The following is a 22,820-nucleotide window of genomic DNA, read 5'->3' on the forward strand; positions in this document are numbered from 1 at the left end:
CCATGCCTTGGATTATTGAGATCATTTCGCAGTACGGATATTTAGCCATATTTGCCCTTATGGCACTTGGGATTATCGGACTTCCTGTACCAGATGAGGTGTTAATGCTGTTTGTAGGCTATTTATCATCCGTTATGGTTTTGGACTTTTCACTTTCTGTATTGGTTTGTTTCATGGGATCTATCACAGGAATGCTTATCAGCTATACCATTGGTTTAAGACTAGGGCAACCTGTGGTAGAAAAATTCGGCAAGTGGGTTGGACTTACACCCAAGCGTTTTGCCAGTATGAAAAGATGGTTTTTGCGGTTCGGCAACTGGGCGATTTTCATTGCCTATTTCATTCCCGGTCTGAGGCATGTATCAAGCTATATCTCAGGAATCAGTGCGATGTCTTTCAAAAAATATATACTCATAACGACTGCAGGAGCCCTAACCTGGTCACTCCTTTTTGTTTCCATCGGCTTTTTTGTGGGGGCAAGGTTTTCCTTTTTATAGCCAATGGATGATCAGCAATATTAATCGCAATTGAATGGAGCAAGATCTATGAATGTATTGAAGCGATTCTACGCGAATATAACCACCAGGCGTTTTTTTATTCTCGCACTTATCGGGTTGCTGCTGTTCAGTATTCGAGGGATGCTTAATCTGGTGTTGCTGACGTTTTTGATTGCTTTTGTCATGAACAGCTTTCAGACATTGCTTAGTAAACAAATCGGTAAATTTATGAAGGTTAACAGTAAGGTGATTATTGTCATTTTATACCTCGCTTTAATCGCAGTGATTGTACTGGCCCTTGCTAAATATCTCCCTAAAGTATTGGAACAGATTAAGCAATTAACCATCTTCCTTACCAATCTCAAATCAGAAGATCTTCCGCAGAACAAGATTACATTGTATTTGTATGATATGTTCAGGGACCTTAACTATCAGTCCTACATCAAAAGAGGTATCGATTATGTGCTGAAGGTTAGCAACTGGGGTGCGACATTTGTTATATCGACCATTCTAAGTTTTGTGTTTATTCTGGAGAAGAACCGGGTCGTCAGTTTCACTTCTAGGATGAGAGAGAGCCGGATTGCCTGGTTTTATATAGATTTGGAGTATTTCAGCCGAAAATTCATCGTTTCCTTTGGGAAAGTAATTGAAGCACAAATTCTCATTGCCATGTTCAACACCTGTCTTACTGTAATTGGCTTGTGGCTGCTTAACTTCCCATATTTATTTGCCCTTTCGATCTTGATTTTTCTGCTCAGTCTCATTCCGGTGGTTGGTTTTTTGATTTCGCTCATTCCGCTCTTAATCATCGGCTACAACATCGGTGGTCTGACAACAGTCACTTATGTGCTGGGGATTATTGCGGTATTGCATTTTATCGAAGGCTATTTCTTGAATCCTAAGTTGATGTCTACAAAAATGAATTTGCCGATGTTCTACACCTTTATCGTGTTGTTGTTTTCTGAGCATTATATAGGTGTGTGGGGACTTCTTCTTGGTATTCCCATCTTTGTATTTATGTTGGATATCCTTGAGATTACCCACGAAGAGTCGTCCGAAAAAGTGAAGTCTTGATCTTAATACTCAATATGATCCAAGTTACAAGCTGTTTTCGGTACTTTTCCGAAGGCAGCTTATTTGTCGTGTAATTACACGAAAAGTACAAGCCTGGGAGCTTTTTTTGTAAATAACGTTTTATATTGTGTTCTGCTGTCATAAGTTAGCTAAGGAAGCTATGTTCAGAGTCTTCAAAAAAGGAACAGGAACAAAGGAGGTACTAAAAGATGGAATCACAGGTACGGAGGTACACCCCCTTTAGGGGCCCATTTGATCCTTGCCCGCCGGTGCCGTTTAAGACTTATGTAGTTCCACCCAATCAATTTGTTAATTTTCAGCCGCCAGATTTACCTCAGTTTAGTTTGCAGGAGGCTCTAAGGTATGGCACGTTATGGCCAGCATTTTACAGTCCGTATGAATCCAAGTGCAAAGGAGGAGGAAAATAGATTATGGAGGCAAATCCTTGCGATCAACGTTATTATGAATTGCTTGAGCAGCTGCAGACACTTGACTTTGCCTTAGTGGAGTTGAACTTATATCTAAATACTCATCCTGATGATTTGAGAAGTATTGAACAATTTAATCAGCTGACTCAGGAACGTACCAAGCTAGCGAATCAATTTCAGGAATTATATGGTCCGCTGCAGAATTTTGGCCGCGCTTATTCGAAATGTCCGTGGGAATGGAATCAGACGCCTTGGCCTTGGCAGGTATAAGAAGTGTGTACTGTAAAGAACTAAATTTCTAGAGGAGGGGAAGTTCCCGAATGTGGATATATGAGAAGAAGCTGCAATATCCGGTACGGGTCGGCAAATGTGATATCCGGATGGCGCGTTATTTAAGTGAGCAATACGGAGGAGCAGACGGCGAGCTGGCCGCAGCCCTGCGCTATATGAATCAAAGATACACGATACCGGATAAAGTTATTGGCGTTTTGAACGATATTTCTACAGAAGAATTCGCCCACCTCGAAATGATTGCTACCATGATCTACAAGCTGACAAAGGACGCGTCGGTATGCGAATTAGAGGAAGCTGGATTAGGTCCTCATTTTGCCGCGCATGATCATGCCCTGTTCTACAATAATGCCTCAGGCGTACCGTTTACGACGGCTTATATTCAAGCTAAGGGTGACCCACTGGCAGATTTGTATGAGGACATTGCTGCGGAAGAAAAGGCCCGGGCTACATATCAGTGGCTGATTGACATGACAGATGATGTGGATCTGCAGGATAGCCTCAAGTTCCTGCGGGAGCGGGAGATTATCCATGCGATTCGGTTTAAAGAAGCCGTGCAGATTATTATTGATGACCGGAATCAGAAGCGGGTATTCTGAGTGATACTAAAGAGTAAAGCGACCAATAGGTCACTTTACTCTTTTTAAATTTATACAGCTCTCATTCCCTTTGCATTTCTTAGGTTCAGGCTTAGCCATTTCTATAGGCGGGCCTGCAGTACTGATCGCTTAGCCTATTCAAAAGAAACAATTTGTGGGACAACCAAAAAGGCCTCCGATTTATCGAAGGCCTTTTCAGGGTGCAATCAACTAATGAGAAAATGACTTTAAAATAGAAGCTCCGCACCAGCAACGGAAAGGAGCTAAACAAATTTAAGGCTTATTCAGACGCTGGTCTTTTTACCTGAAGTGGTGGAGGAATTAGCCACCCTTTTTTCTTGCTCAAATTGAGGATTTTAACGCCTATCGCTGCTTTAGTTAGGTGATATTTTGCAAATAATGCACCAATATCTTCTCTGATAGAAAGACCCATAACCTGGCTACAAGCTACCAATCCTGTAGCAGTATCGGCAGCAATTTTAGCAGCAATCTCGGGATCTGTGAATCGTGCACCTATAGGAATATCTTCAAGCTTAACTTCGGGTCTATTCGGCATCGCTGGTACTGAAGCAATCCCGTTATCTGCCAGCAGCGTATCACACTCACTAATTTCAAGCTCAGCTTGATCAATTAATGTGCTTAATACTTTTTTGAGATCATTGTCGCCGGCATGATATAAGTAAGCTCGGTAACACGAAAGGGCGCCCTTTGCTACCATCGAAGCTTGCCATACACTAAAGATCTCTCCATAATGCATTGGTTCATCCTTGGGGTTGCCACCTAAAATTCCTGTCATAAGAAAGCTCCTTTATATTTAAATTTAAACGTATGTAGTATGCCCATAAATGTTCAGATGTTGCGGTCGTTTGCTCCAAAAATATGAGTTATCTCAAAGCTAAAAAAATTATACAGAAACTGCTCAGCTGAACAAAATGATATAATTAAGAAACGTGGTTAAAGGCAGAGATGATCATATTGTTGATCAGCGAAGGAGAGAGAGATTTGAAGAATAATATCATCGAATACTGTTTGAAAAAGAAAGGAGCGACTCAAGAGCATCCGTTTGGCCCCACTCCATTGGTCATCAAAGTAGCTGATAAAATGTTCGCGCTTATTTTTGAGGAAACAGGGAAGGTCGTTCGCTTAAATCTAAAATGTGACCCGATCATTGCGGAAAACCTTAGAGAGCAACATGAGAGCGTTCAACCGGGATTTCATATGAACAAAAAACACTGGAATTCAATCATGATCGATGGTTCCTTGTCAGAGTCGGATGTCTTTGACATGATAGACCATTCCTACGATATGGTTGTCAAAAAGCTTCCTAAAAGCCTGCGAGAAGCTATAGTGGAATTGAATTAAATGAATAATCAAATGAAGGATCGTTTTGCCAAGCAAAGTATTCCCAAGCTGATTTTCTTGTTGGCTATTCCTGCCGTTATCGCTCAGTTAATCAATGCCATGTACAGCGTAGTTGACCGGATGTTCCTTGGAAGAATGGAGGAGGGGGGAACGTTAGCCTTATCCGCTATAGGGATATCTTTTCCGATCATTATGTTGATTTCAGCATTTGCAGCTCTAATCGGAGCTGGTGGGGCACCCCTAGCTTCCATAAAGATGGGCGAAGGAGAACATAAAAAAGCAGAAGAATTACTGGGAAGTTGTTTTACTATGCTGCTGATGGCATCCATAATCCTAACCGCTTTGTTTCTTATCTTTAAGTCGCCATTCTTAACGTTATTCGGGGCGAGTCACGATACATTGCCGCTAGCCGACGATTTTTTAAGCATTTACCTTCTAGGAACTGTGGCGGTGCTCATTTCTTTAGGATTGAATCCATTCATTGCAGCACAAGGATACGCCAAAACAGCCATGCTCACGGTATGCATTGGAGCGGTTGTGAATATCGTCCTTGACGCCATTTTTATTTTTGAGATGAATATGGGCATTAAGGGTGCAGCGTTGGCAACTGTAATTGCCCAATTTATTTCGGCGATTTGGGTATTGGGGTTCTTAATCTCTAAACGTGCGCATCTGCGCTTGCGTCTATCGAATATGCGCATTAAACCTAAAGAAGCTGCAAGTGTACTTGCATTGGGGCTTTCTCCGTTTATTATGATGTCGACCGAAAGTTTAATTCAAATTGTATTTAACACGTCCTTAGCTAAATTTGGAGGCGATATGTACGTTGCTGCCATGGGGATTATGGGCACGCTGATGCAAATCTTTGGGACGTTGTTATCTGGTTTTGCGCAAGGGGCACAGCCTATTATTAGCTATAATTATGGAGCTCGTGATTTTGCACGTGTAAAATCCACCATTTTATATTGCAGTGTTTTTTGCGCAGCTTTTGGATTGTCGATGTGGAGCATAGCCATTTTCGTTCCACAGTTGCCCATAATCATTTTTACCAATAATCCTGAGCTTGTGGCTCTCACGGCTAGATTAATGAAGATATTTTTCCTTGGCACTTGTATTTTTGGTATTCAATTAGCGTTTCAACAAGTATTTATTGCTTTGGGACAAGCCCGGGTTTCTATTTTTATCGCAATCTTGCGTAAGATTATCTTGCTTATTCCATTAGTCCTTTTGCTCCCGACATTTATTAGCCCGAAAACAGATGCAGTGATTATAGCTGAGCCTATTGCTGATTTTTGTGCGGCACTGACTTGCTGTGTTTTATTTGGACTCACGATAAAGAAGCTTTTTAAAGATAGATCTGATAAAGCTGAAATGCTGTGAAAATGCCCGAAATGGCGATTAGAAGTCGGTGTTCTGAGGATGAAACTAAAGATTAAGGTTCTTGCTAGCTTCGGCTATCAAGAACCTTTTTATTTGTGATGCATGAATTCATGAGTTAATCCACCTAAAATAATACTGTTTATACTAATTTATTCATACTGTTTCCAAATAATAGTATTGATAAAATGTATGTAATCAAGAAACATTTTAAATACTAAGGAGAACTTTCCGTAATGAGAACAAAATCCTTAACCTCCGCTTGTACCAGCATTGGCTATGTCCTCTACACATCCTGGACTAACAGTAGACGTTCCATTATTTATTACTCAACTGTAACGCTTCTTTCGGCTATACAGCCCTTCCTTTTGATCCTATTCCCAAAATTTATTATAGATGAATTGACCGGACAGCAAAGACTTCAGCAGTTTATCTTCCTAATTTCACTGATGTTTTTATTACTGACTATCATTAGCTACTTTACAGGATATCTACAAAATTTGGGTTTAACTCAATTAATGAAAGTTGTATTTAAACAGATCCACGCCCACACTGCACAAAATATGAATGTTGATTTCAAAAATACAGAAGATCCCGGTTATCTTAATCAGATGGAGCAGGCCAAGCGTTCCCTACAAAGTGTGGAGAATGGATTTCAGGGACTATTCCATACATTTTTTGCAAGTCTGGCTGGATTTCTTGCTTTTGCGGGTTATATAACTGTAATTGGAGGATTAAGTTTTGGTGTTATTGTTTTTCTAATTGTAAGTATTGGGTGTTCTTATGTGTTTTCCCTTCGTGCTAAACGTTATGAGTATGAACATGAACAACAGCTTTCGGAATTGGAGAGGAAGAGAAGGTATTATACGGATATTATGCAAGACTTTACTATTGGTAAGGAAATTCGGATTAATTCCTTTAACAATACATTGGTGTCACTATACCATTCAAGCGTTCAAAATAGACAGAAAATTCAGTCCTCTATCAGCAGCTCTTATTTTCAGAGTGAAATATTAGATATTTTGATCCGGTTGTTCCGTGAGGGGATTGTATATGGTTATTTGGCGTATCTTTACCTTCATCAGAGGATAACTATAGGTGATTTTGTGATGTACACAACTGCTGTCGCTGGATTTTCTGGCGTTCTTCAGGGATTTATGAAAGATTTAGCCCATCTGCGCACACAGAATTTATACATAGAGGAACTCCGTAACTTTTTAGAGAAGCCGCATGATAAGCAGGGGGAAGGAGCAATGCATGCACTCCCAACAGGTCCTTATTCGATAGAATTTAAAGAAGTTTCCTTTACTTATCCTGGTAACAGCTTGCCTGTGTTTAATAAAATATCCTTCATCATACCTCCGCATCAACGACTTGCTATTGTGGGTCATAATGGTGCTGGTAAGACAACGCTTATCAAATTGTTATGCAGGTTGTATGAACCCGATAGTGGAGAGATTACGCTGAATGGAATCAATATCAAACAGTTTGCTAAAACGGATTATTGGAAATTATTTTCTACGGTTTTTCAAGAAATTCGCGTACTCGCTTTCTCACTAGCAGAGAATATTTCTCTAAAAGAGCATAGAGAGTCTGATGCTTTAAGAATTCATGACAGTCTTGGAAAAGCGGGACTAAGCGAAAAAGTCGCCTCTTTGAAATCAGGCATTCTCACCCCAATGCAAAAGTTTTTGGATGATCAAGGTGTTGAGTTCTCTGGAGGGGAAAACCAAAGAATGATGTTGGCAAGGGCGCTTTATAAGAATGGAGAATTGATTATTTTGGATGAGCCGACTGCAGCAGTTGATGCAATTGCTGAATTCAACCTGTATACAAGATTTAATGAAATGATCGGTGAGAGAACAGCATTATATATTTCTCATCGGTTGTCTAGCACACGGTTCTGTGACCAGATATTGTATATGGAGCAAGGAGAGATTTCCGAAGCTGGTTCTCACAGCGAATTGATGGAACGCAGAGGAAAATACAATCAAATGTATCAGATTCAAGCACAATATTATAATGGGAGTGAAGCCTAGCTTATGAATCCATTCCCTGCGCTGAAAAAGGATTGGCATGTGACCCTCTACTTTTGGAAGCTGGTACATTCCATGTCTAAATCGTACATCCCGCTAATGGTGGTATCTTCATTATGCAGCGCAATCTTCCCGTTTATAAACATCATCCTTCCCAAATATTTGATTGATGAATTGATGGGGGCCGGCCGCGAAATGAATATTATCCTCTGGATAGGAATTTTGGTGGCAGGTAATGCTGTCTTGGGGTTACTTCAGAGTTACCTAAATAAACAAATTGAACTGTCCAATTTCTTGGTCATGGATAGTTTAGAGCTACATATTGGAAATCATATTATGAATCTGGATTATGAGAGTTTAGAAAATTCCAAAGTGCTAGATCTTAAAGAACAGGCGCTTGCTCCCATTCGTCAGCAGGATGTTATACGTAAAATGTTAGTTAGTATGAAGACTTTGCTGCAAACAATGCTCTCCCTTTTGGGATTAACAGCCTTAGTTTCTACTTTAAACGTTGGAATCATCGTGGTAATTATTGGGATGATTGTACTTAATACCTTTATCTTTAGAAAGTCGCAGCAAGCTCAATTCAATTTTCATGAATTATTAACTCCTCTGAATCGGAAATTTGGTTATTATTCCAAACTGGCTGTTGATTTTTCCATGGCTAAAGATGTCCGTTTGTTTGGGATGGCTCCTTATTTGCTGAATAAAGTGGATACTTACCATAATGAAAGTGTTCGTGGTTTTGGAGGGCTATACGAAAAAGTGGGGAGATATAAGGGACTGGCCAGTGTTAATCTTCAATTGCAAATGGTCATTATCTACACCTACATGGTTGTGAAAGTAGTTACAGGTGAAATTCAAATGGGTGGTTTTGTTATGTATATTTCTGCCGCCAATAGCTTTTCTGCACAAGTTTCGTTAGCAATGAATGCCTATGTAGAGTTTAGACAAATGTGTAAATATATTGAGGTGTTTAGAGAATTTGAAAGTCTAAGTCCGACAATGAAAAGCGGAGAAGAGCGTCTTGAGAAACTCATGAATGTTGAGATTGAATTTTGTAATGTGTCTTTTAAATATGCGGGAAACGAGAGCTATTCAATAAAAAATGTATCAATGACCATAAAAAATGGAGAGAAGTTAGCTATAGTAGGTCAAAATGGCGCAGGTAAAACGACTTTTATTAAACTGCTGTGCCGATTGTATGAACCTGATCAAGGAGAGATTCTTCTGAATGGAAGATCTATTCAAGATTATCAATACGATGAATATATGAAAATCTTAGGTGTTGTGTTTCAGGATTATAAATTATTTTCATTTTCTATCAAAGACAACTTATGCGTGAAGGATAGCGAAACATCGGATAAGGAAATGGAAGAAGTGCTTAATCAAGTAGGATTGGAAGCAAAAATGAAATATTTAGAAAGAGGACTAGATACACAGGTATTTAAAATCTTTGATGATAGAGGCACAGACTTTTCGGGTGGTGAAAGTCAGAAGATAGCAATTGCTAGAGCTTTACTCAAAAAGTCACCTATTCTTATTCTGGACGAGCCTACAGCTGCGCTAGACCCTTATGCGGAGTTTGAGATGTACAACAACTTCAATCTCTTGGCAGCAAATAAAACCGTTATTTATATCTCGCATCGGTTATCTGCTTGTAAATTCTGCGATAAAATCGCACTTTTTAACAATGGTGAATTGCGTGAATACGGTCCACATGATCAATTGTTGAAAGATCAGCAGGAGTACAGCACGATGTGGAAAGCACAAGCGAAATATTATCAATAGGTTATTGACAATCGAAATCAGAAGCGGATGTTCTGAAAAGCATATTTCAAACAAAAGCCGGCAAGCTTCCCTTATGAGCTTGCCGGCTTAGTTCGTAACTTACATATATTTAGACTGGGATACCCAATTATTTAGCTTACTCTATTCTTATTAGAGAATTGCTGGTTTAGCTCGGAGTAGTTAAGTTCAGCAGTGTTGTTCAAGTTCATATCAGCGATGGACAAGCTCTCCTGTAAGGAGATATATACCGCGAACATACCTGCCGCTTTGATCGCTTCTACCCCGGCGACTGCGTCTTCGACCCCGACGCAAAATTGCGGATCTACATCAAGCGCATCGGCGGCGGTCAGGAACACTTCCGGGTCTGGTTTGTTGCGGGCAAGCTTGGCTGCATCTACAATAACTCCGAAGTCTTTCTCCATACCTAGAAGGCGGATAACAGTAAAGGCATTTTTGCTAGCGGAGGCAATGCCAGTCTTCACTCCGTGGTTCTTCAGCTCGGCGAGCAATTCAGAAATACCAGGCAGCACATCGGCCGGGGTTAACTGCTTAATGAGTTGCTGATAAAACTCATTTTTGCGGTTCGCCATCTCCTCCATCTCTTCGGGAGAGTAGGTGTGCAGAGTTGTCGCTTGTCCAAGTAGCAACTCCAGAGAGGCTATGCGCGATACACCTTTGAGGTTCTCATTGAACTCTCGGGTGAACGGGAGGCTCAGCTCTTTCGCAATCATACCCCAAGCCTGATAATGATATTCTGCGGTATCGGTAATAACGCCGTCCAGATCAAAGATTACGGCTTGAATTTGAGAGGTTGCATTCATTGTATTGTGCTCCTTATGAATTAGGCTTGTAGTGCTTGAGTTACTGGCTTGTCGTTGCCCAGAGTCACCGAATGGCCGTAGAGAATTAGATCCAGTGCTTCACCCTCTAGCAATTCAAGCTCCACGCCTTCCTCGCGAATGGTTACAGCAATGAGACGCCCGCGGAAGGTGAGGCGGAAATTGTATTTCTGCCAGCCAGTAGGTAGGGACGGAGCGAGCGATAAGCCATTTTCCTTGAGTCGTGTTCCGGCAAAACCGTACACAATAGCCATCCACGTTCCACCCATATTGGCGAGATGTAATCCATCTTTGGTGTTTCCGTGTGTATTGTCGAGATCCAGCCGAGCAGTCTCGATAAAGTAGTTATACGCCTTGTCCTTATACCCGATTTTCGAGGCCATAATGCTGAATATGCAAGAAGATAGGGAAGAGTCATGAGTAGTGATTTGCTCATAATAATCATACGACTTGCGAATGGTTTCTAGCGACTGCTCGTCTTCCAGCAAGTAATGAGCCAGTACGGTATCCGCTTGCTTACAGACCTGATAACGGTACAGGGTAAGCGGGTGGTAATGCAGCAGCAGCGGATGTTTCTCCGGTGGTGTGTTCTCGAAATCCCAGACCGCTTTGCGTAAGAAAGTATCATCCTGTGGGTTAATGCCCAGCTTCTCGTCGTAAGGGAGGAACATGGCATTCGCCGCTGTCAGCCAGCTATCCGCTTCCTGTTCAGTAACATGCAGACGGATACACAGTGCTTGAAATGCAACCTTGTCATACTCCTGAAGTCGAGCGAAGCTGCGTGCCGCCCATTTCAAATTATGTTTGGCCATTACATTGGTGTAATAGTTATTGTTCACCAGACAAGTGTACTCATCTGGACCGGTTACTTCGTCAATGTGGAATTTACCTTCGTAAAAATGACCGATTTCCATCCACAGCCGCGCCGTCTCAAATAGCACCTCTGCGCCGTATTGGAGCAAGAAGGCGTCATCTTCTTCCGCGAGATGATATTGGATATAGCTGTAGGCTACATCGGCACTGATATGATATTGGGCTGTGCCGGATGGGAAGAAAGAGGAACATTCCGTACCTGAGATCGTCCGCCATGGGAACAGTGCCCCTTGGGCATGGCCCATCTCTTTAGCCCGTTCTCTTGCTTCCTCCAGCTTGGAATACCGGTACAATAGGAGCTGCCGGGCCAAGTCAGGAGAAGTCATTAGGAACACAGGGAACATGTAAATTTCCGTATCCCAGAAATAATGACCCTCGTATCCTTCTCCGGATAAACCTTTGGCAGAGATATTGCTGTGCGCGTCGCGTCCGGCAGATTGCAACAACTGATAAAGGTTGAAACGTATGCCCTCCTGAAGTGATGAGTCGTTCTCAATCCCTACATCGGAACGCTTCCAGAAGTCAGCTAAATATTGCTCCTGCTGTTCCAGCATGTCTTCAAAGGAACGGTTCTGGAGTGATTCCTGTACCTGAATTCCTCTATCTACAAGACCTTGTTCATGGCGTAGTGTATCCGTATAAACATTCCATTTGGTCATAGACATCGGACCGGATATAGATGCAGTTGCTGTCACTGTAGCATCGGTTTCTCCAGCTAGAGTTTCAACCAGCCAATCACCGTCCCATTCATGACGGGTGACACAGGAGGTCCGCAGACCGGAAGCCATCGTCTCATTCTCCAGGCATATATATTCACCGCGAACATCAGACGCTACTACACTTAGGCGTTTGGCATGGCCAGCTGCTACACGTGGATCATTCGGATTCGTATAATTGCTAACATCGCCTTTTACACGGGATACAACTTGAATTGGACCACTGAAATTAACAGGCTCAAGTGTGAGATGAATAGCAAATAGCTCCCGGGTAGTAAAAGAAACGAGTCTCCGGAAATGCAGCTTGAGTTCTTTACCGGAGGGGGATTTCCAGTGGATTTTACGCTCCGAATAGCCCTTGTCCATATGGAGGTTACGCTCATAAGCAAGCACACTCTCTTCAGTAAGTGCAAAGGGCTCCTTATCTTCGCCTATATAAATATTTATCTCTTGGGAATCAATAATATTAACTAGTTTTTGCTGGGTCCCTGGAAAGGCGAACAGCTTCTCCCCATAGGGAATGTCAATCACATCGTGAAAAGCGTTCAAATACGTACCGCGGATACTGCGGATTTCATTATCGGAATAGCCTTCTTCAAAATTTCCACGCACGCCCAAATATCCGTTCCCCAGCGCAAAAATACTTTCCAAATTTAGCAGGGTATCTGCTGATAACCCTTGATTAGCAATGCTCCAGCTCATGCTAGTGTTTCCTCCCTTGATGGTTATGAATTGAATTTTAAGTCCGAAAGAGCTAAGATTATACTAAATTATTTAGCATATTATCAAAATTTTTAGGTGAGGTTAATAAGTATGGATCAACTTAAAGGACTTAAAGGACAACATAAACTACCGGAATATTGGTCCACACGTTCTGTGGATCTGACAGAGGGATTTGTCCATCCTCCGCTGGATTATGAACATGAGCTTTTGGAAGCTATCCGACTGGGAGACGAGAACCGGGCACTCGAAGCACTGCATAGAATTAACACAATGGAAGCCGCTACGCTAGCCCGATATCCGCTGCGCTCCAAGAAAAACGCTATGATTGCATCCTGCACCTTGTTTACACGTGCGATTATCCGCGGTGGTGTTGACCCTGAGACAGCATTTCAGCTGAGTGATACGTTCATCCGTGCAGTGGAAGCTTCGACGGAGCTTGATGCACTTCATCGATATGAATATGAAATGGTCCTGCAATTCATCACAGTGATGCGGCAGCAGAAGGAGAACCTTCACTATTCACATATTGTCAATCTATCCATATATTTTATACGCGAGCATCTGTTTCAAGATTTGAACCTTAGCTTGATTTCCGGACATGTCGGTGTGCATCCCAGTTATTTGTCCGACCGCTTCAAGCGTGAAACGGGTATGCCGCTCACGGAATTTATCAACCGGCGTAGAATTGAGGAATCGCAGTCGATCCTCATTCATACGAATCAGTCTATTTCCGAAATCGCTTTAATGTTTAAATTTTGCAGCCAAAGTTACTATACACAGTTATTTAAAAAATACACTGGCCTGACCCCCAAGCAGTTTCGCCGGGACGGTGGAGCACTTACGAAATGAGAGAAATGGAATCATTAATGATCCCTAAAATTTGCTGTCCATGCTTCCCTGGTTGGGTACTGGATAGCTCTTTTTACGTTTCAGCTTCAATAGCCAAACTCGCCTTTATCCGTGATAAATGAGATTATTAATCCACTAAATTAAGTTAGAGAGATGATAAGATGGCCATTTATTTGGAATTCCCACGACTGGATAAAGCCTTTCCGTACCGCTGTATTGAGAACGATGGCAATATATTGACTACACCGCATTGGCACAAGGAAATGGAGATTATCTGGATTGTAAAAGGAAAAGTGAACCTTGGAGTAAATGACCAGCCGATGCAGCTCAAAGAAAATGAGTTCGTCTTCATCAAAGGTGGAGACATTCATTATGTGATGGCTTCACCTAAAAGTGAGCGGCTGGTCTTCCAATTTGACCTTAGTTTTTTTCAGGACGTGATGATTCTGAACAACACACCTTTTACGCTGAAGGAGCTGTTTGCCTCAATTGAACCGTATTCCACGTACTGGCGGCCAGAGGTTCAGAAAAAGATTCTTCAGTTATTGAATGAGCTATATCAGGAAGGCAAGACGCAGCAGATCGGTTACGCATATGCCATTAAAAGCCTTTTATGTGAGCTGATCACTGTGATGTATCGCGAACTGGATCATTTTAAACCGCGTATGGTCAGCAATAAGCCTTATTCCCGTGAAATTCTTGAGCAGTTGTCCATGGTCTTCCAGTATGTGGAGAAAAACTATACCCATCCTATAAAACTTGAGGATGCTGCCAAAATTCTGGGCTTCACCCCATCGTATTTCACAAAATTCTTTAAGAAGCATACCGGCAAAACTTTTGTCACCTTTTTGAACGAATATCGGATTGATAAAGCGAAATGGATTCTCCTCAATGAAGATGATCCTGTGACGGAGATCGCCGGCAAGGTGGGCTTCGGAAGTACTAAGACCTTCTATCGTTTGTTTAAGGAAAGTATTGGAATTGCGCCTCTGCAATATAAAAGCTCAACCATCAAAGGTGCCTTTGGACAGGACCAAATATGAGAACAATTTGACAAAATCAAGGGATTCAATCTTTCGTAGCAAGCCTTATTATAGGCATAGGCAACTAAAGAAAACAGGCTGGGTGCTCATCAATGAGAGCATTTACAAATTGTTAGCAACTTGGAGGTTTTATCATGAAATTATCCCGAGATTTCTTGTGGGGCGGCGCTATTTCGGCTATACAGACCGAGGGTGCGTATTTAGAGGATGGCAAAGGTCTATCTAATTTTGACGTACTGCCTATGAATGACCGTCGTTTAAAAGACGTTATGATGGACGAAGATAATATTTTTACAGAAGAAGGCCAACATTATCCGAGCCATACCGGGATTCATTTCCGAGAACATTACAAAGAGGATATCGCATTGCTGGCGGAAATGGGCATCAATTCTTTTCGATTCTCTATCTCTTGGCCGCGCCTATTTCCGAATGGGGATGAAGCTACTGCGCTGGAGTCAGGCCTCGCGTTTTATGAGAGCATATTGGACGAGCTTGAGAAATACAACATTGAGCCAGTGATTACGATCTCTCACTTTGACTTGCCGATGCATTTGGTGGAACATTACGGGGGCTGGGCGAATCGCCAAGTGGTTGGCTTTTACTTAAATTACGCTAAGGCGCTGCTTCACCGATTTGGGCACCGAGTAAAATACTGGATCCCTTTTAATGAGATGAATATGGTTTTGCATATTCCTTTTATAGGCGGGGGCTTAACCTTTACTGCGGAAGATAACAAGCTGGAGAAAAAATATCAGGCAGCGCATCATCAGCTTCTGGCTAACGCTCTGACCGTGGAAGCGGGCAAGCAAATGGTTCCGGGCATTCAGTTCGGCTGTATGCTAGCGGCTGGCAAGACCTATCCATATACATGCAAGCCGGAGGATGTATTCGCTTCTCTGGAAAGTGACAAACATACACTGTTCTTCTCCGATGTACAGGTATACGGCAAATATCCAAATTATATCGCACCCTATTTTGCGAAGCACAAGATCAACATTCATACGGAACCGGAAGATTTTGAAATCCTCAAGAACCATACAGTAGACTTTGTCTCCTTCAGTTATTACTCAAGTGCTTGTACAGCAGCTTCCACGGAAGGACTGGAGACTCGTCGTACGAATGGTTTTGAGACGGTGAAGAATCCTTATCTACCACCAAGTGGAAGTGTGTGGCAAATAGACCCGATTGGACTTCGTATAACAATGAATCAATTATATGATCGCTACCGGATTCCGTTGTTTATTGTCGAGAATGGCCTTGGCATCGCTGATGAACCAGATCAGGACTTTCATGTTCAAGATGATTACCGAATTGAATACCTATCCGATCATTTACGCAATATGAAGGATGCTGTAGAACAGGATGGAGTCGAGCTTATTGGTTATATGTCATGGGGTTGCATCGACTTGGTCAGTGTAAGTGAAGGCAAAATGTCCAAACGTTACGGATTTATTTATGTGGACGCTGATGATTATGGCAAGGGTACTTTTAAACGGTATAAAAAGGCCAGTTACCACTGGTATAAAAAGGTGATTGAATCAAATGGTGAGTGCCTCTAGAGAGGTCTCTATATACGTAGCAGCGGTCCTCTGGAAGAGGACTTGCGGCTCCGTTATTTTCAAAGGGCTCGAATGAAAACGGTTAAGGGGGAAGACCATATGAAAAAAGACTACAAACAAATTGCGGAACAAATCATATCTCTCGTCGGCGGGAAGGAAAACATCATTGACCTGGAGCATTGCATGACTCGCTTGCGGTTCCGTTTAAAAGACAATGATAAAGCCGACAAGGAACAGTTGAACGGCATGGAAGCGGTAGCGGGAGTAAACGTAACATCTGATCAATATCAGGTCATCATCGGCAATGAAGTAAATGCGGTCTATAAAGAAATTATTGATCTTAATGTGCAAAGTGCAGATGAGAGTGGTTCCGGTAAGTCTCCAGGGAACGGTAAAACCAAAGGAGTCCTAGGCCGGATCATTGATACGATTACCGGTTGTATGACACCAATGATTCCGGCGTTAACGGCTGCAGGGATGATCAAGGTCATTCTGTCGCTGTTGACCACCTTCGATCTGATGTCACCAGAAGCAGACACCTATCGAATCTTGGATATTATCGGGGATGCTGCATTCTATTTCATGCCGATTCTGTTAGCGGTTAGTGCATCCCGGAAATTCAAAGTCAATACTTCAGTTGCAGTTATCGTCGCAGGTGTTCTACTCCATCCTAACTTCTCTTCCTGGGTGGCTTCTAAAGATCCAATCTCCTTCCTGGGGATAACGGTTTCACCTGTCATATATGCAGCCTCAGTCATTCCTGTCCTGTTGACAGTATGGATGATGTCCTATATTGAGAAATATATAGATCGAATCGTTCCTAATATGCTGAAAATCCTGTTAAATCCAACGCTGCTATTGTTGATCAGCGCACCTTTGGCGCTAATCGTTGTCGGACCGCTCGGGAACTATGCCGGACAAGGACTGGCTTATGTGATTGAATTGATGCAAGGCACGCTCGGTTTTGTCATGGTAGCTCTCCTTGCTGCTGCTTTCCCGTTCATTGTTATGACTGGGATGCACCATGCGCTTACACCAATATTCATCTCTGCCTTTGCAGCTACCGGGCAGGAAGCCTTAATTCTGGTAGCTCAGATTTGTGCGAACCTTGCTCAGGCTGGAGCTACGTTAGCCGTTGCCATTCGCTCTAAGAGCAAGTCGATGAAGCAATTAGCTTCCGCTTCTTGGGTTTCTTCCACGATGGGCATCACCGAACCAGCTTTGTATGGTGTACTCTTGAAGTTGAAGAAACCGATGTTAGCCGCCGCTATCTCAGCGGGCATCGCAGGCTGCTTCGCGGGGATTGTACATGTAACTCTATATGTTCCGCAGAACAATATTATGGCTCTGCTTGCTTTTTCCGGTGAAAGAGGAACTTCAAACATTATTTATGGTGTGATTATGATTGTCGTTTCTTTTGTCGCAGCGTTTCTGCTGTCTCTCATGTTCGGCTTCAACGATGTTGAAGATAATACGCTGGTTGCAGCTGATGCTGCTCAGGAGTCCGGAAACAATCCTGTGCAAGATTCAGGGACCATTGAAGTAAACTCCAGTGCTATAGAAACGGACAAGGTTAATTCCGCATTGTTGACTAGTCCTATGTCAGGCAAGGTATTGCCGCTCTCAGCAGTGCCGGATGAGGCGTTCGCAAGTGAGGCGATGGGAAAAGGGTTGGCACTTGAGCCATCCTCCGGGCAGGTAGCTTCACCTATTGGCGGTATAGTAGCTACCCTGGCGAAATCGAAGCACGCGATTGCGATAGTAGGCCATGATGGTACAGAAGTACTGATTCATGTGGGGATAGATACAGTTAAGCTGAAAGGTAAATACTTCAATACTCGGGTTCAGCCGGGGGATACGGTGAATGCAGGTGACATCTTGATGGAAGTTGATCTGGAAAGCATCCGCCGTGAAGGCTTCAACATTATTACACCGATCATCATTACGAATACGACCGAAACGACAAAAGTCATAAATCAGGCGGGGACTTCTGTGAAGATAAACGAAAAGTTGGCCTTGGTTACACGTTAATAATAGGAAGTGATAGGGCCGATCCGGCGTTTCAGTGTCCTAGCGGTTTGTCTGAACCCAAATAGTTTCACTGGTACCGTGGGGCAATATAATTGTAAAAAGTTCAACAAAATAAATGTTTTGAATTTGCGTTAAAAAGTCAAATTCCAGTATTAGTTGAGAAGACGTAAATTATGAATATACAGGGTAGCCAGGCAGCCTCATACGAGGTTGTCTGTTTGCATTTGCTTAAACATATATGAGATTTGATACCGGGAAATAGTTCGAGTTAGCAGGAATTTCCTGGTTTTTTCACGGGTTAATTCCTTCCAGAAGTATGAATTCTCTCCAGTTTGGTAGAAATGGTCTGATACATAGGGTCTAAAATGGAATATTGGATACAAAAAACTCGTAATTTTAGTACCGAGAAGTATGATGGACAAAAAGAAATAAAAAAAGTAAATGTGCCATATGTCTTAAATTATATCAAAAATAAAGCACGATTAGGTGACCTTAGAACTGGATCTATATACACTAGTAATTTTACTTTTATGAAAATAATGGTAATTTATTGGGGATCTTTGAACCATTTTAGCAAAAAATGTTATGGAAAATATAAACTATTTAGTCGTCGAACCGATAATGCAGTATGTATCTCCTAAATTGGAAAATAATTTATTTTTTTATTTAAAATTTACACTATTTATTCTTGTTAATCCAAAATTCCTATCCAGTGGTGATGAAAAAGATGAGTACTCAAGAAATGCTAACTAATCAGGTACAAAGAACCCCTCGAATTAAACCGAATTACCCGGAAGGCGAATTGGTTTTGGAGGATCCTGCCCGACCATCGGGAAAACCAACCTTCTCATGGTTGACGATTATAGTCCCTCCCATCGGGATGTTAGTCATCTCTATATTTATGTCAACATTGACCAGGTCGTTTACCATGCTGATATCAACCATGGGTATGACTGTTCTGACGGTCATGGTTTCAATTTTGAATTATAAATCCAGTGTGAAAAAACATCATGAACAGAACAAAAAACTTGAAAAGAAATATCTCAACTACTTATTCCAGGTTCGTAATGATTTACAAAGTGCCGCCAGTACGCAAAGAGAAGCCTATACATATATCCATCCAAGTATTCAATCTTGTGTTGAAATCGTACGGGTGAGAAGCAAGCAGCTGTGGGAAAAAACCGGAATTGAAGATGACTTTTTGAATCTCAGGGTTGGTGTTGGTATCCAGCCGATTGCTCTGGTGCCAATATATAGCTCGAAAGCGAAAGCGATTGACGATGACAACCCACTTGAAGAAATCGCCAGTAAAATATGCGAAGAGATGTATTTTGTGCGAGATATTCCGGTCTACATACCGCTAAGGAATATTAATACGCTCGGAATTTACGGCAAACAGCAGGAGGTTCGTGATTTCCTCAATGGTGTTCTAGTTCATTTAACAACACACCAAGGCTACGATGATGTAAGGGTAATATGCGTGATGCAGCCTGATGATCTGCAGCACTGGGAATGGTTGAAATGGTTGCCCCATACATGGAATAAAAATCGAAGCCAGAGAAGTTTGGCTACAACATCCTTTGATGCCTCCAATATTGCGGATGAATTACTTCCAGAGCTTAGAAAAAGAGAAGAAAACAGCACGAATGGTTATGGACTACAGCCAATGCAGACCCCGCATTATGTTTTTCTGGTTTTTGCTCCTGAACTGTGGGACAGCACGGATATGATGAAGTATTTGCTCTCGGCCAATGCTTCACTTGGGGTGACCAGCATTTTTACATCGGAAAAGATTGATGTTGCGCTGCCGCTGAATTCCCAGGCTATTCTGGAAATCAAGGATGGTAAGGGGATGGTTCGAAAAGATACTAATCAGCTGTTAAGTCATTTAGCGGATTATTTTTCTGCCGATTCTCTGGATAAAAAAAATTCAGAGTTTTTTGCCCGTTCTTTGTCTCCGCTCAGAATTAAGGAAGGTCAAAATAACAGCTATATCCCACCAATGGTAACTTTTCTGGAGAGCTTTGAGGTTGAGCAGGTAGAGGCTCTAAAGGTATTGGAGCGCTGGTCAAAAAACCAGGCTAACCGTACATTGTCCATTCCTCTGGGGCTCGGGGCAGGCGGGAAATTTCTTTTGTTCGATATGCACGAAAAAAGCTATGGTCCACATGGTCTAGTAGCCGGCACTACCGGATCGGGGAAAAGTGAGCTGCTTCAGTCTCTACTTTTGGGTCTGGCAGTGAACTTTCATCCGCATGAGATTGCTTTTGTATTGATCGACTATAAGGGTGGAGGAATGGCTAATGCTTTTCTTGGACTTCCACATCTGGTGGGAACAATCACCAATCTTGGCGGTAATCAGATCAATCGGGCCCTTGCCTCCATCAAAAGTGAGCTTTTGCGGAGACAGCGACTGTTCAGTGAAGCCGGAGTGACCAGCATTGATAATTACATCGTTCTTTACCGCAATAAAGAAGTTAACCTTCCTTTGCCGCATTTGATCATAGTGGTAGATGAGTTCGCAGAACTTAAATCAGATCAACCGGAATTTATGAAAGAGCTAGTCAGTGCGGCACGGGTCGGAAGAAGCTTGGGGATTCACTTAATATTGGCAACACAAAAACCTTCTGGCGTAGTCGATGACCAGATCTGGAGTAACTCCAGATTTAAGCTATGTCTGAAGGTGCAGACACCTTCGGATAGTCAGGAGATGCTGAAACGCACGGAGGCAGCAGAGATCAAAGAAAAAGGCCGTGGGTATTTGCAAGTTGGTAATAATGAAGTGTTCACTTTGTTCCAATCCTCCTGGAGCGGAGCGCCTTATCAAGCAGGGGAGACAGATCAGGATGGAAGTCCAAAGATGGATATCGTTTCACTAAGTGGTGAACGCAGAGCTCTGATTCCTAAGGCGAAAAACAGTGATCATGCCTCGCAACTGAGTGAGCTGCAGGCTGTGGTTAATCATATAGCTGCCATTTCTGCTGAGCAATCGATCGGAGAGGCCTTTCAGCTATGGCTGCCTCCACTTCCGGAGACTATGACTTTAGCGGATGTTATGGATCAGAATCAGATCTGGGATGGGCAATCATGGAAGCAGCCAGATCAGAGTCTTATTGCCACCGTTGGACGAATTGATAATCCGTCAGATCAGGAGCAATACAATCTGGATATTAATTTTAATCAGGATGGACATTTACTGGTTTATGGAGCGCCGAGCAGCGGTAAGACTACGCTGTTAAAGACAATTATCATGTCCCTCGCCTTGAAATATGAACCTGATTACGTTCATTTCTATATATTGGATTTTGGTACACGCACCTTGGGAGTATTCCACGAGCTTCCACATGTAGGGGATATTATTTTTCCAGAGGACGAACAAAAGCTTGGAAAACTGATCAGTTGGTTGTTGTCCCAATTGGATGAACGCAAACGTAAGTTTTCTCAGCTTGGAATCAGCAATTTGGTCTCGTACAGTGCGGCCACTGGAGAGAAGGTTCCTTACATTGTTATTCTGCTCGATAATTACACAGGATTCTCAGAAGCCTATGATGACTTTATCTTAGAGCTTTCCAAGTTGGTGCGTGAAGGCGGTAATTACGGGATATACTTCGTGTTCGCTGCCAATGCTGTAAACTCTTATCCTTACCGAATCAGCCAGAATATTAAGCAGGCTCTAGTATACCAAATGTCTGATAGATTGGATTATTCCAGTATTCTGGGCAGAACAGAAGGGATGGAGCCAACGAATACAGTAGGCCGCGGACTGCTCAAAGATAACCTGATTCTGGAATTTCATACCGCGCTTCCTGTGGATGGCAGCTCGGATGATCAGATTGCTGCCTCTCTCCGCCGGATTAGTTCGGAGATGAAAGCAGTGGCAGGTGTGAATAACCCTGTGGGGATTTCAGTGATCCCGGACAAGCTTTCACTGGCAGAGCTTCTGGAACGTGTGCCGAAGGAACAACCGCAGGGGAATTATCAGGTACCGCTCGGGCTGGATTGGGATACTACACTTCCGGTAGAGATCAATGTAAAGCAGGTTAGCAATTTTGTAGTGTCTTATACTACTCAAAAGCATGTGGATTTTAGATTTAACGCCTTAATACAAGTTCTTGATAAATCAGCAGGTGAAGTAACTATGGAATTCCATCTGTTTGATAGTGGTGTTGTCAGTATACCGAGCTTGAAAGCTAGTTCAACGATTACCCGCTATATGTGCACAGCTGAAGAGTTTTTACAGCTCACACAATCTTTAGTGGATCAGCTGCAACTAAGGAAAAATGATGCACGGCAAGCTTTTGCAGATGCTCAAAACCGTGAAGAGTTTGACGAGGCAGAGTATATTCTGTCTAAGTATCCGCTTCTCGTCATTGTAATGCCTCATCTTAAGTCCGCTTTTGATCTGATGGAGAATGATTCACTGGATCATTTGGAGCGGGTAGCGAGGTTTGGCGGTGGACTTGGTGTAATGCTGCTGGTCGGCAGCGATTCGTTTGAACTGAATCAAATGCAATTGGTCACTGATTTTGCGGGTGAACTGATTAACAGTGGACATGCGTTGTTGTCCGATGGAAGACCCAATGATCATTTGTCTTATGCTCCACTACTCGAGAGTATGGAATACCATGAGCTGAACGAGGTATTGGATAATACTGAAGCGATACTGCTAACTGAGGGGACCATTTCACGCCTCAAAATGATTACAGAACTATAGATAAGCAGGTGAAAAAAG

The 22,820-nt window shown here is 42.5% G+C and carries 17 protein-coding genes; 14 read left to right on the plus strand and 3 right to left on the minus strand.

The window, feature by feature from the left end:
- Window positions 1-2: 2 nt before the first annotated feature.
- The 5 genes from CA600_RS12010 (at window position 3) to CA600_RS12030 (ending at window position 2,889) form a co-directional block, all read left to right on the plus strand.
- The gene (locus tag CA600_RS12010) at window positions 3-497 is read left to right on the plus strand and encodes a DedA family protein (RefSeq protein ID WP_094870382.1); all 495 of its coding nucleotides are present in this window, start codon (window positions 3-5) and stop codon (window positions 495-497) included.
- A 48-nt stretch (window positions 498-545) separates the two neighbouring features.
- A complete protein-coding gene (locus CA600_RS12015) occupies window positions 546-1,571 on the plus strand; it encodes an AI-2E family transporter (RefSeq protein WP_094870383.1) in 1,026 nt (341 codons plus the stop codon).
- A gap of 209 nt (window positions 1,572-1,780) precedes the next feature.
- Complete coding sequence (locus CA600_RS12020) at window positions 1,781-1,999, plus strand: spore coat associated protein CotJA (protein ID WP_094870384.1); 219 nt, start codon at window positions 1,781-1,783, stop codon at window positions 1,997-1,999.
- A gap of 3 nt (window positions 2,000-2,002) precedes the next feature.
- A complete protein-coding gene (locus CA600_RS12025) occupies window positions 2,003-2,269 on the plus strand; it encodes a spore coat protein CotJB (RefSeq protein ID WP_094870385.1) in 267 nt (88 codons plus the stop codon).
- Between the two features lie 50 nt (window positions 2,270-2,319).
- Complete coding sequence (locus CA600_RS12030; protein WP_042186391.1) at window positions 2,320-2,889, plus strand: manganese catalase family protein; 570 nt, start codon at window positions 2,320-2,322, stop codon at window positions 2,887-2,889.
- 280 nt (window positions 2,890-3,169) lie between these two features.
- Here CA600_RS12030 and CA600_RS12035 read toward each other — a convergent pair whose 3' ends face one another.
- Window positions 3,170-3,685, minus strand: coding sequence for a DUF3231 family protein (locus tag CA600_RS12035; RefSeq protein WP_094870386.1), 516 nt, complete (start codon window positions 3,683-3,685; stop codon window positions 3,170-3,172).
- A 206-nt stretch (window positions 3,686-3,891) separates the two neighbouring features.
- On the opposite strand from CA600_RS12035, the gene CA600_RS12040 reads away from it, so the two are divergent.
- The 4 genes from CA600_RS12040 (at window position 3,892) to CA600_RS12055 (ending at window position 9,455) form a co-directional block, all read left to right on the plus strand.
- Window positions 3,892-4,251, plus strand: a complete 360-nt coding sequence (locus tag CA600_RS12040; RefSeq protein ID WP_094870387.1) for an MmcQ/YjbR family DNA-binding protein — start codon at window positions 3,892-3,894, stop codon at window positions 4,249-4,251.
- Window positions 4,252-5,631: an MATE family efflux transporter gene (locus CA600_RS12045; protein ID WP_094870388.1), complete on the plus strand. Its 1,380-nt coding sequence runs from the start codon at window positions 4,252-4,254 to the stop codon at window positions 5,629-5,631.
- 233 nt (window positions 5,632-5,864) lie between these two features.
- The gene (locus tag CA600_RS12050) at window positions 5,865-7,667 is read left to right on the plus strand and encodes an ABC transporter ATP-binding protein (RefSeq protein WP_094870389.1); all 1,803 of its coding nucleotides are present in this window, start codon (window positions 5,865-5,867) and stop codon (window positions 7,665-7,667) included.
- 3 nt (window positions 7,668-7,670) lie between these two features.
- The gene (locus tag CA600_RS12055; RefSeq protein WP_094870390.1) at window positions 7,671-9,455 is read left to right on the plus strand and encodes an ABC transporter ATP-binding protein; all 1,785 of its coding nucleotides are present in this window, start codon (window positions 7,671-7,673) and stop codon (window positions 9,453-9,455) included.
- A gap of 131 nt (window positions 9,456-9,586) precedes the next feature.
- Here the strand turns inward: CA600_RS12055 and pgmB are convergent, their stop codons facing one another.
- Both pgmB and CA600_RS12065 read right to left on the minus strand, forming a co-directional pair.
- Window positions 9,587-10,276 (minus strand): beta-phosphoglucomutase, encoded by a 690-nt coding sequence (gene pgmB / locus CA600_RS12060; RefSeq protein ID WP_094870391.1) that lies wholly within the window; start codon window positions 10,274-10,276, stop codon window positions 9,587-9,589.
- Window positions 10,277-10,296: 20 nt separating this feature from the next.
- Window positions 10,297-12,585: a glycoside hydrolase family 65 protein gene (locus tag CA600_RS12065; protein WP_094870392.1), complete on the minus strand. Its 2,289-nt coding sequence runs from the start codon at window positions 12,583-12,585 to the stop codon at window positions 10,297-10,299.
- 111 nt (window positions 12,586-12,696) lie between these two features.
- On the opposite strand from CA600_RS12065, the gene CA600_RS12070 reads away from it, so the two are divergent.
- The 5 genes from CA600_RS12070 to essC all read left to right on the plus strand — a co-directional run bounded on the left by CA600_RS12070 (window position 12,697) and on the right by essC (window position 22,802).
- Entirely contained in the window at window positions 12,697-13,455 is a 759-nt protein-coding gene (locus CA600_RS12070) for an AraC family transcriptional regulator (RefSeq protein ID WP_094870393.1), read from the plus strand.
- Between the two features lie 161 nt (window positions 13,456-13,616).
- Entirely contained in the window at window positions 13,617-14,498 is an 882-nt protein-coding gene (locus CA600_RS12075) for an AraC family transcriptional regulator (RefSeq protein ID WP_094870394.1), read from the plus strand.
- A 134-nt stretch (window positions 14,499-14,632) separates the two neighbouring features.
- On the plus strand, window positions 14,633-16,057 hold the full coding sequence (locus CA600_RS12080; RefSeq protein WP_094870395.1) for a 6-phospho-beta-glucosidase: 1,425 nt from the start codon (window positions 14,633-14,635) through the stop codon (window positions 16,055-16,057).
- Window positions 16,058-16,156: 99 nt separating this feature from the next.
- Window positions 16,157-18,088, plus strand: a complete 1,932-nt coding sequence (locus tag CA600_RS12085) for a beta-glucoside-specific PTS transporter subunit IIABC (RefSeq protein ID WP_094870396.1) — start codon at window positions 16,157-16,159, stop codon at window positions 18,086-18,088.
- A gap of 727 nt (window positions 18,089-18,815) precedes the next feature.
- Window positions 18,816-22,802 (plus strand): type VII secretion protein EssC, encoded by a 3,987-nt coding sequence (gene essC / locus CA600_RS12090; RefSeq protein ID WP_179281600.1) that lies wholly within the window; start codon window positions 18,816-18,818, stop codon window positions 22,800-22,802.
- Window positions 22,803-22,820 lie beyond the last annotated feature (18 nt).

It is taken from the genome of Paenibacillus sp. VTT E-133280, assembly GCF_002264385.1.
In the GTDB taxonomy this organism is placed as follows: domain Bacteria; phylum Bacillota; class Bacilli; order Paenibacillales; family Paenibacillaceae; genus Paenibacillus_AQ; species Paenibacillus_AQ nitricinens.

Coding starts and splice junctions, on each gene's coding strand:
- CA600_RS12010 (WP_094870382.1), top strand. CDS start 3: ATGCCTTGGATTATTGAGATCATTTCGCAGTACGGATATTTAGCCATA.
- CA600_RS12015 (WP_094870383.1), top strand. CDS start 546: ATGAATGTATTGAAGCGATTCTACGCGAATATAACCACCAGGCGTTTT.
- CA600_RS12020 (WP_094870384.1), top strand. CDS start 1,781: ATGGAATCACAGGTACGGAGGTACACCCCCTTTAGGGGCCCATTTGAT.
- CA600_RS12025 (WP_094870385.1), top strand. CDS start 2,003: ATGGAGGCAAATCCTTGCGATCAACGTTATTATGAATTGCTTGAGCAG.
- CA600_RS12030 (WP_042186391.1), top strand. CDS start 2,320: ATGTGGATATATGAGAAGAAGCTGCAATATCCGGTACGGGTCGGCAAA.
- CA600_RS12035 (WP_094870386.1), bottom strand. CDS start 3,685: ATGACAGGAATTTTAGGTGGCAACCCCAAGGATGAACCAATGCATTAT.
- CA600_RS12045 (WP_094870388.1), top strand. CDS start 4,252: ATGAATAATCAAATGAAGGATCGTTTTGCCAAGCAAAGTATTCCCAAG.
- CA600_RS12050 (WP_094870389.1), top strand. CDS start 5,865: ATGAGAACAAAATCCTTAACCTCCGCTTGTACCAGCATTGGCTATGTC.
- CA600_RS12055 (WP_094870390.1), top strand. CDS start 7,671: ATGAATCCATTCCCTGCGCTGAAAAAGGATTGGCATGTGACCCTCTAC.
- pgmB (WP_094870391.1), bottom strand. CDS start 10,276: ATGAATGCAACCTCTCAAATTCAAGCCGTAATCTTTGATCTGGACGGC.
- CA600_RS12065 (WP_094870392.1), bottom strand. CDS start 12,585: ATGAGCTGGAGCATTGCTAATCAAGGGTTATCAGCAGATACCCTGCTA.
- CA600_RS12070 (WP_094870393.1), top strand. CDS start 12,697: ATGGATCAACTTAAAGGACTTAAAGGACAACATAAACTACCGGAATAT.
- CA600_RS12075 (WP_094870394.1), top strand. CDS start 13,617: ATGGCCATTTATTTGGAATTCCCACGACTGGATAAAGCCTTTCCGTAC.
- CA600_RS12080 (WP_094870395.1), top strand. CDS start 14,633: ATGAAATTATCCCGAGATTTCTTGTGGGGCGGCGCTATTTCGGCTATA.
- CA600_RS12085 (WP_094870396.1), top strand. CDS start 16,157: ATGAAAAAAGACTACAAACAAATTGCGGAACAAATCATATCTCTCGTC.
- essC (WP_179281600.1), top strand. CDS start 18,816: ATGAGTACTCAAGAAATGCTAACTAATCAGGTACAAAGAACCCCTCGA.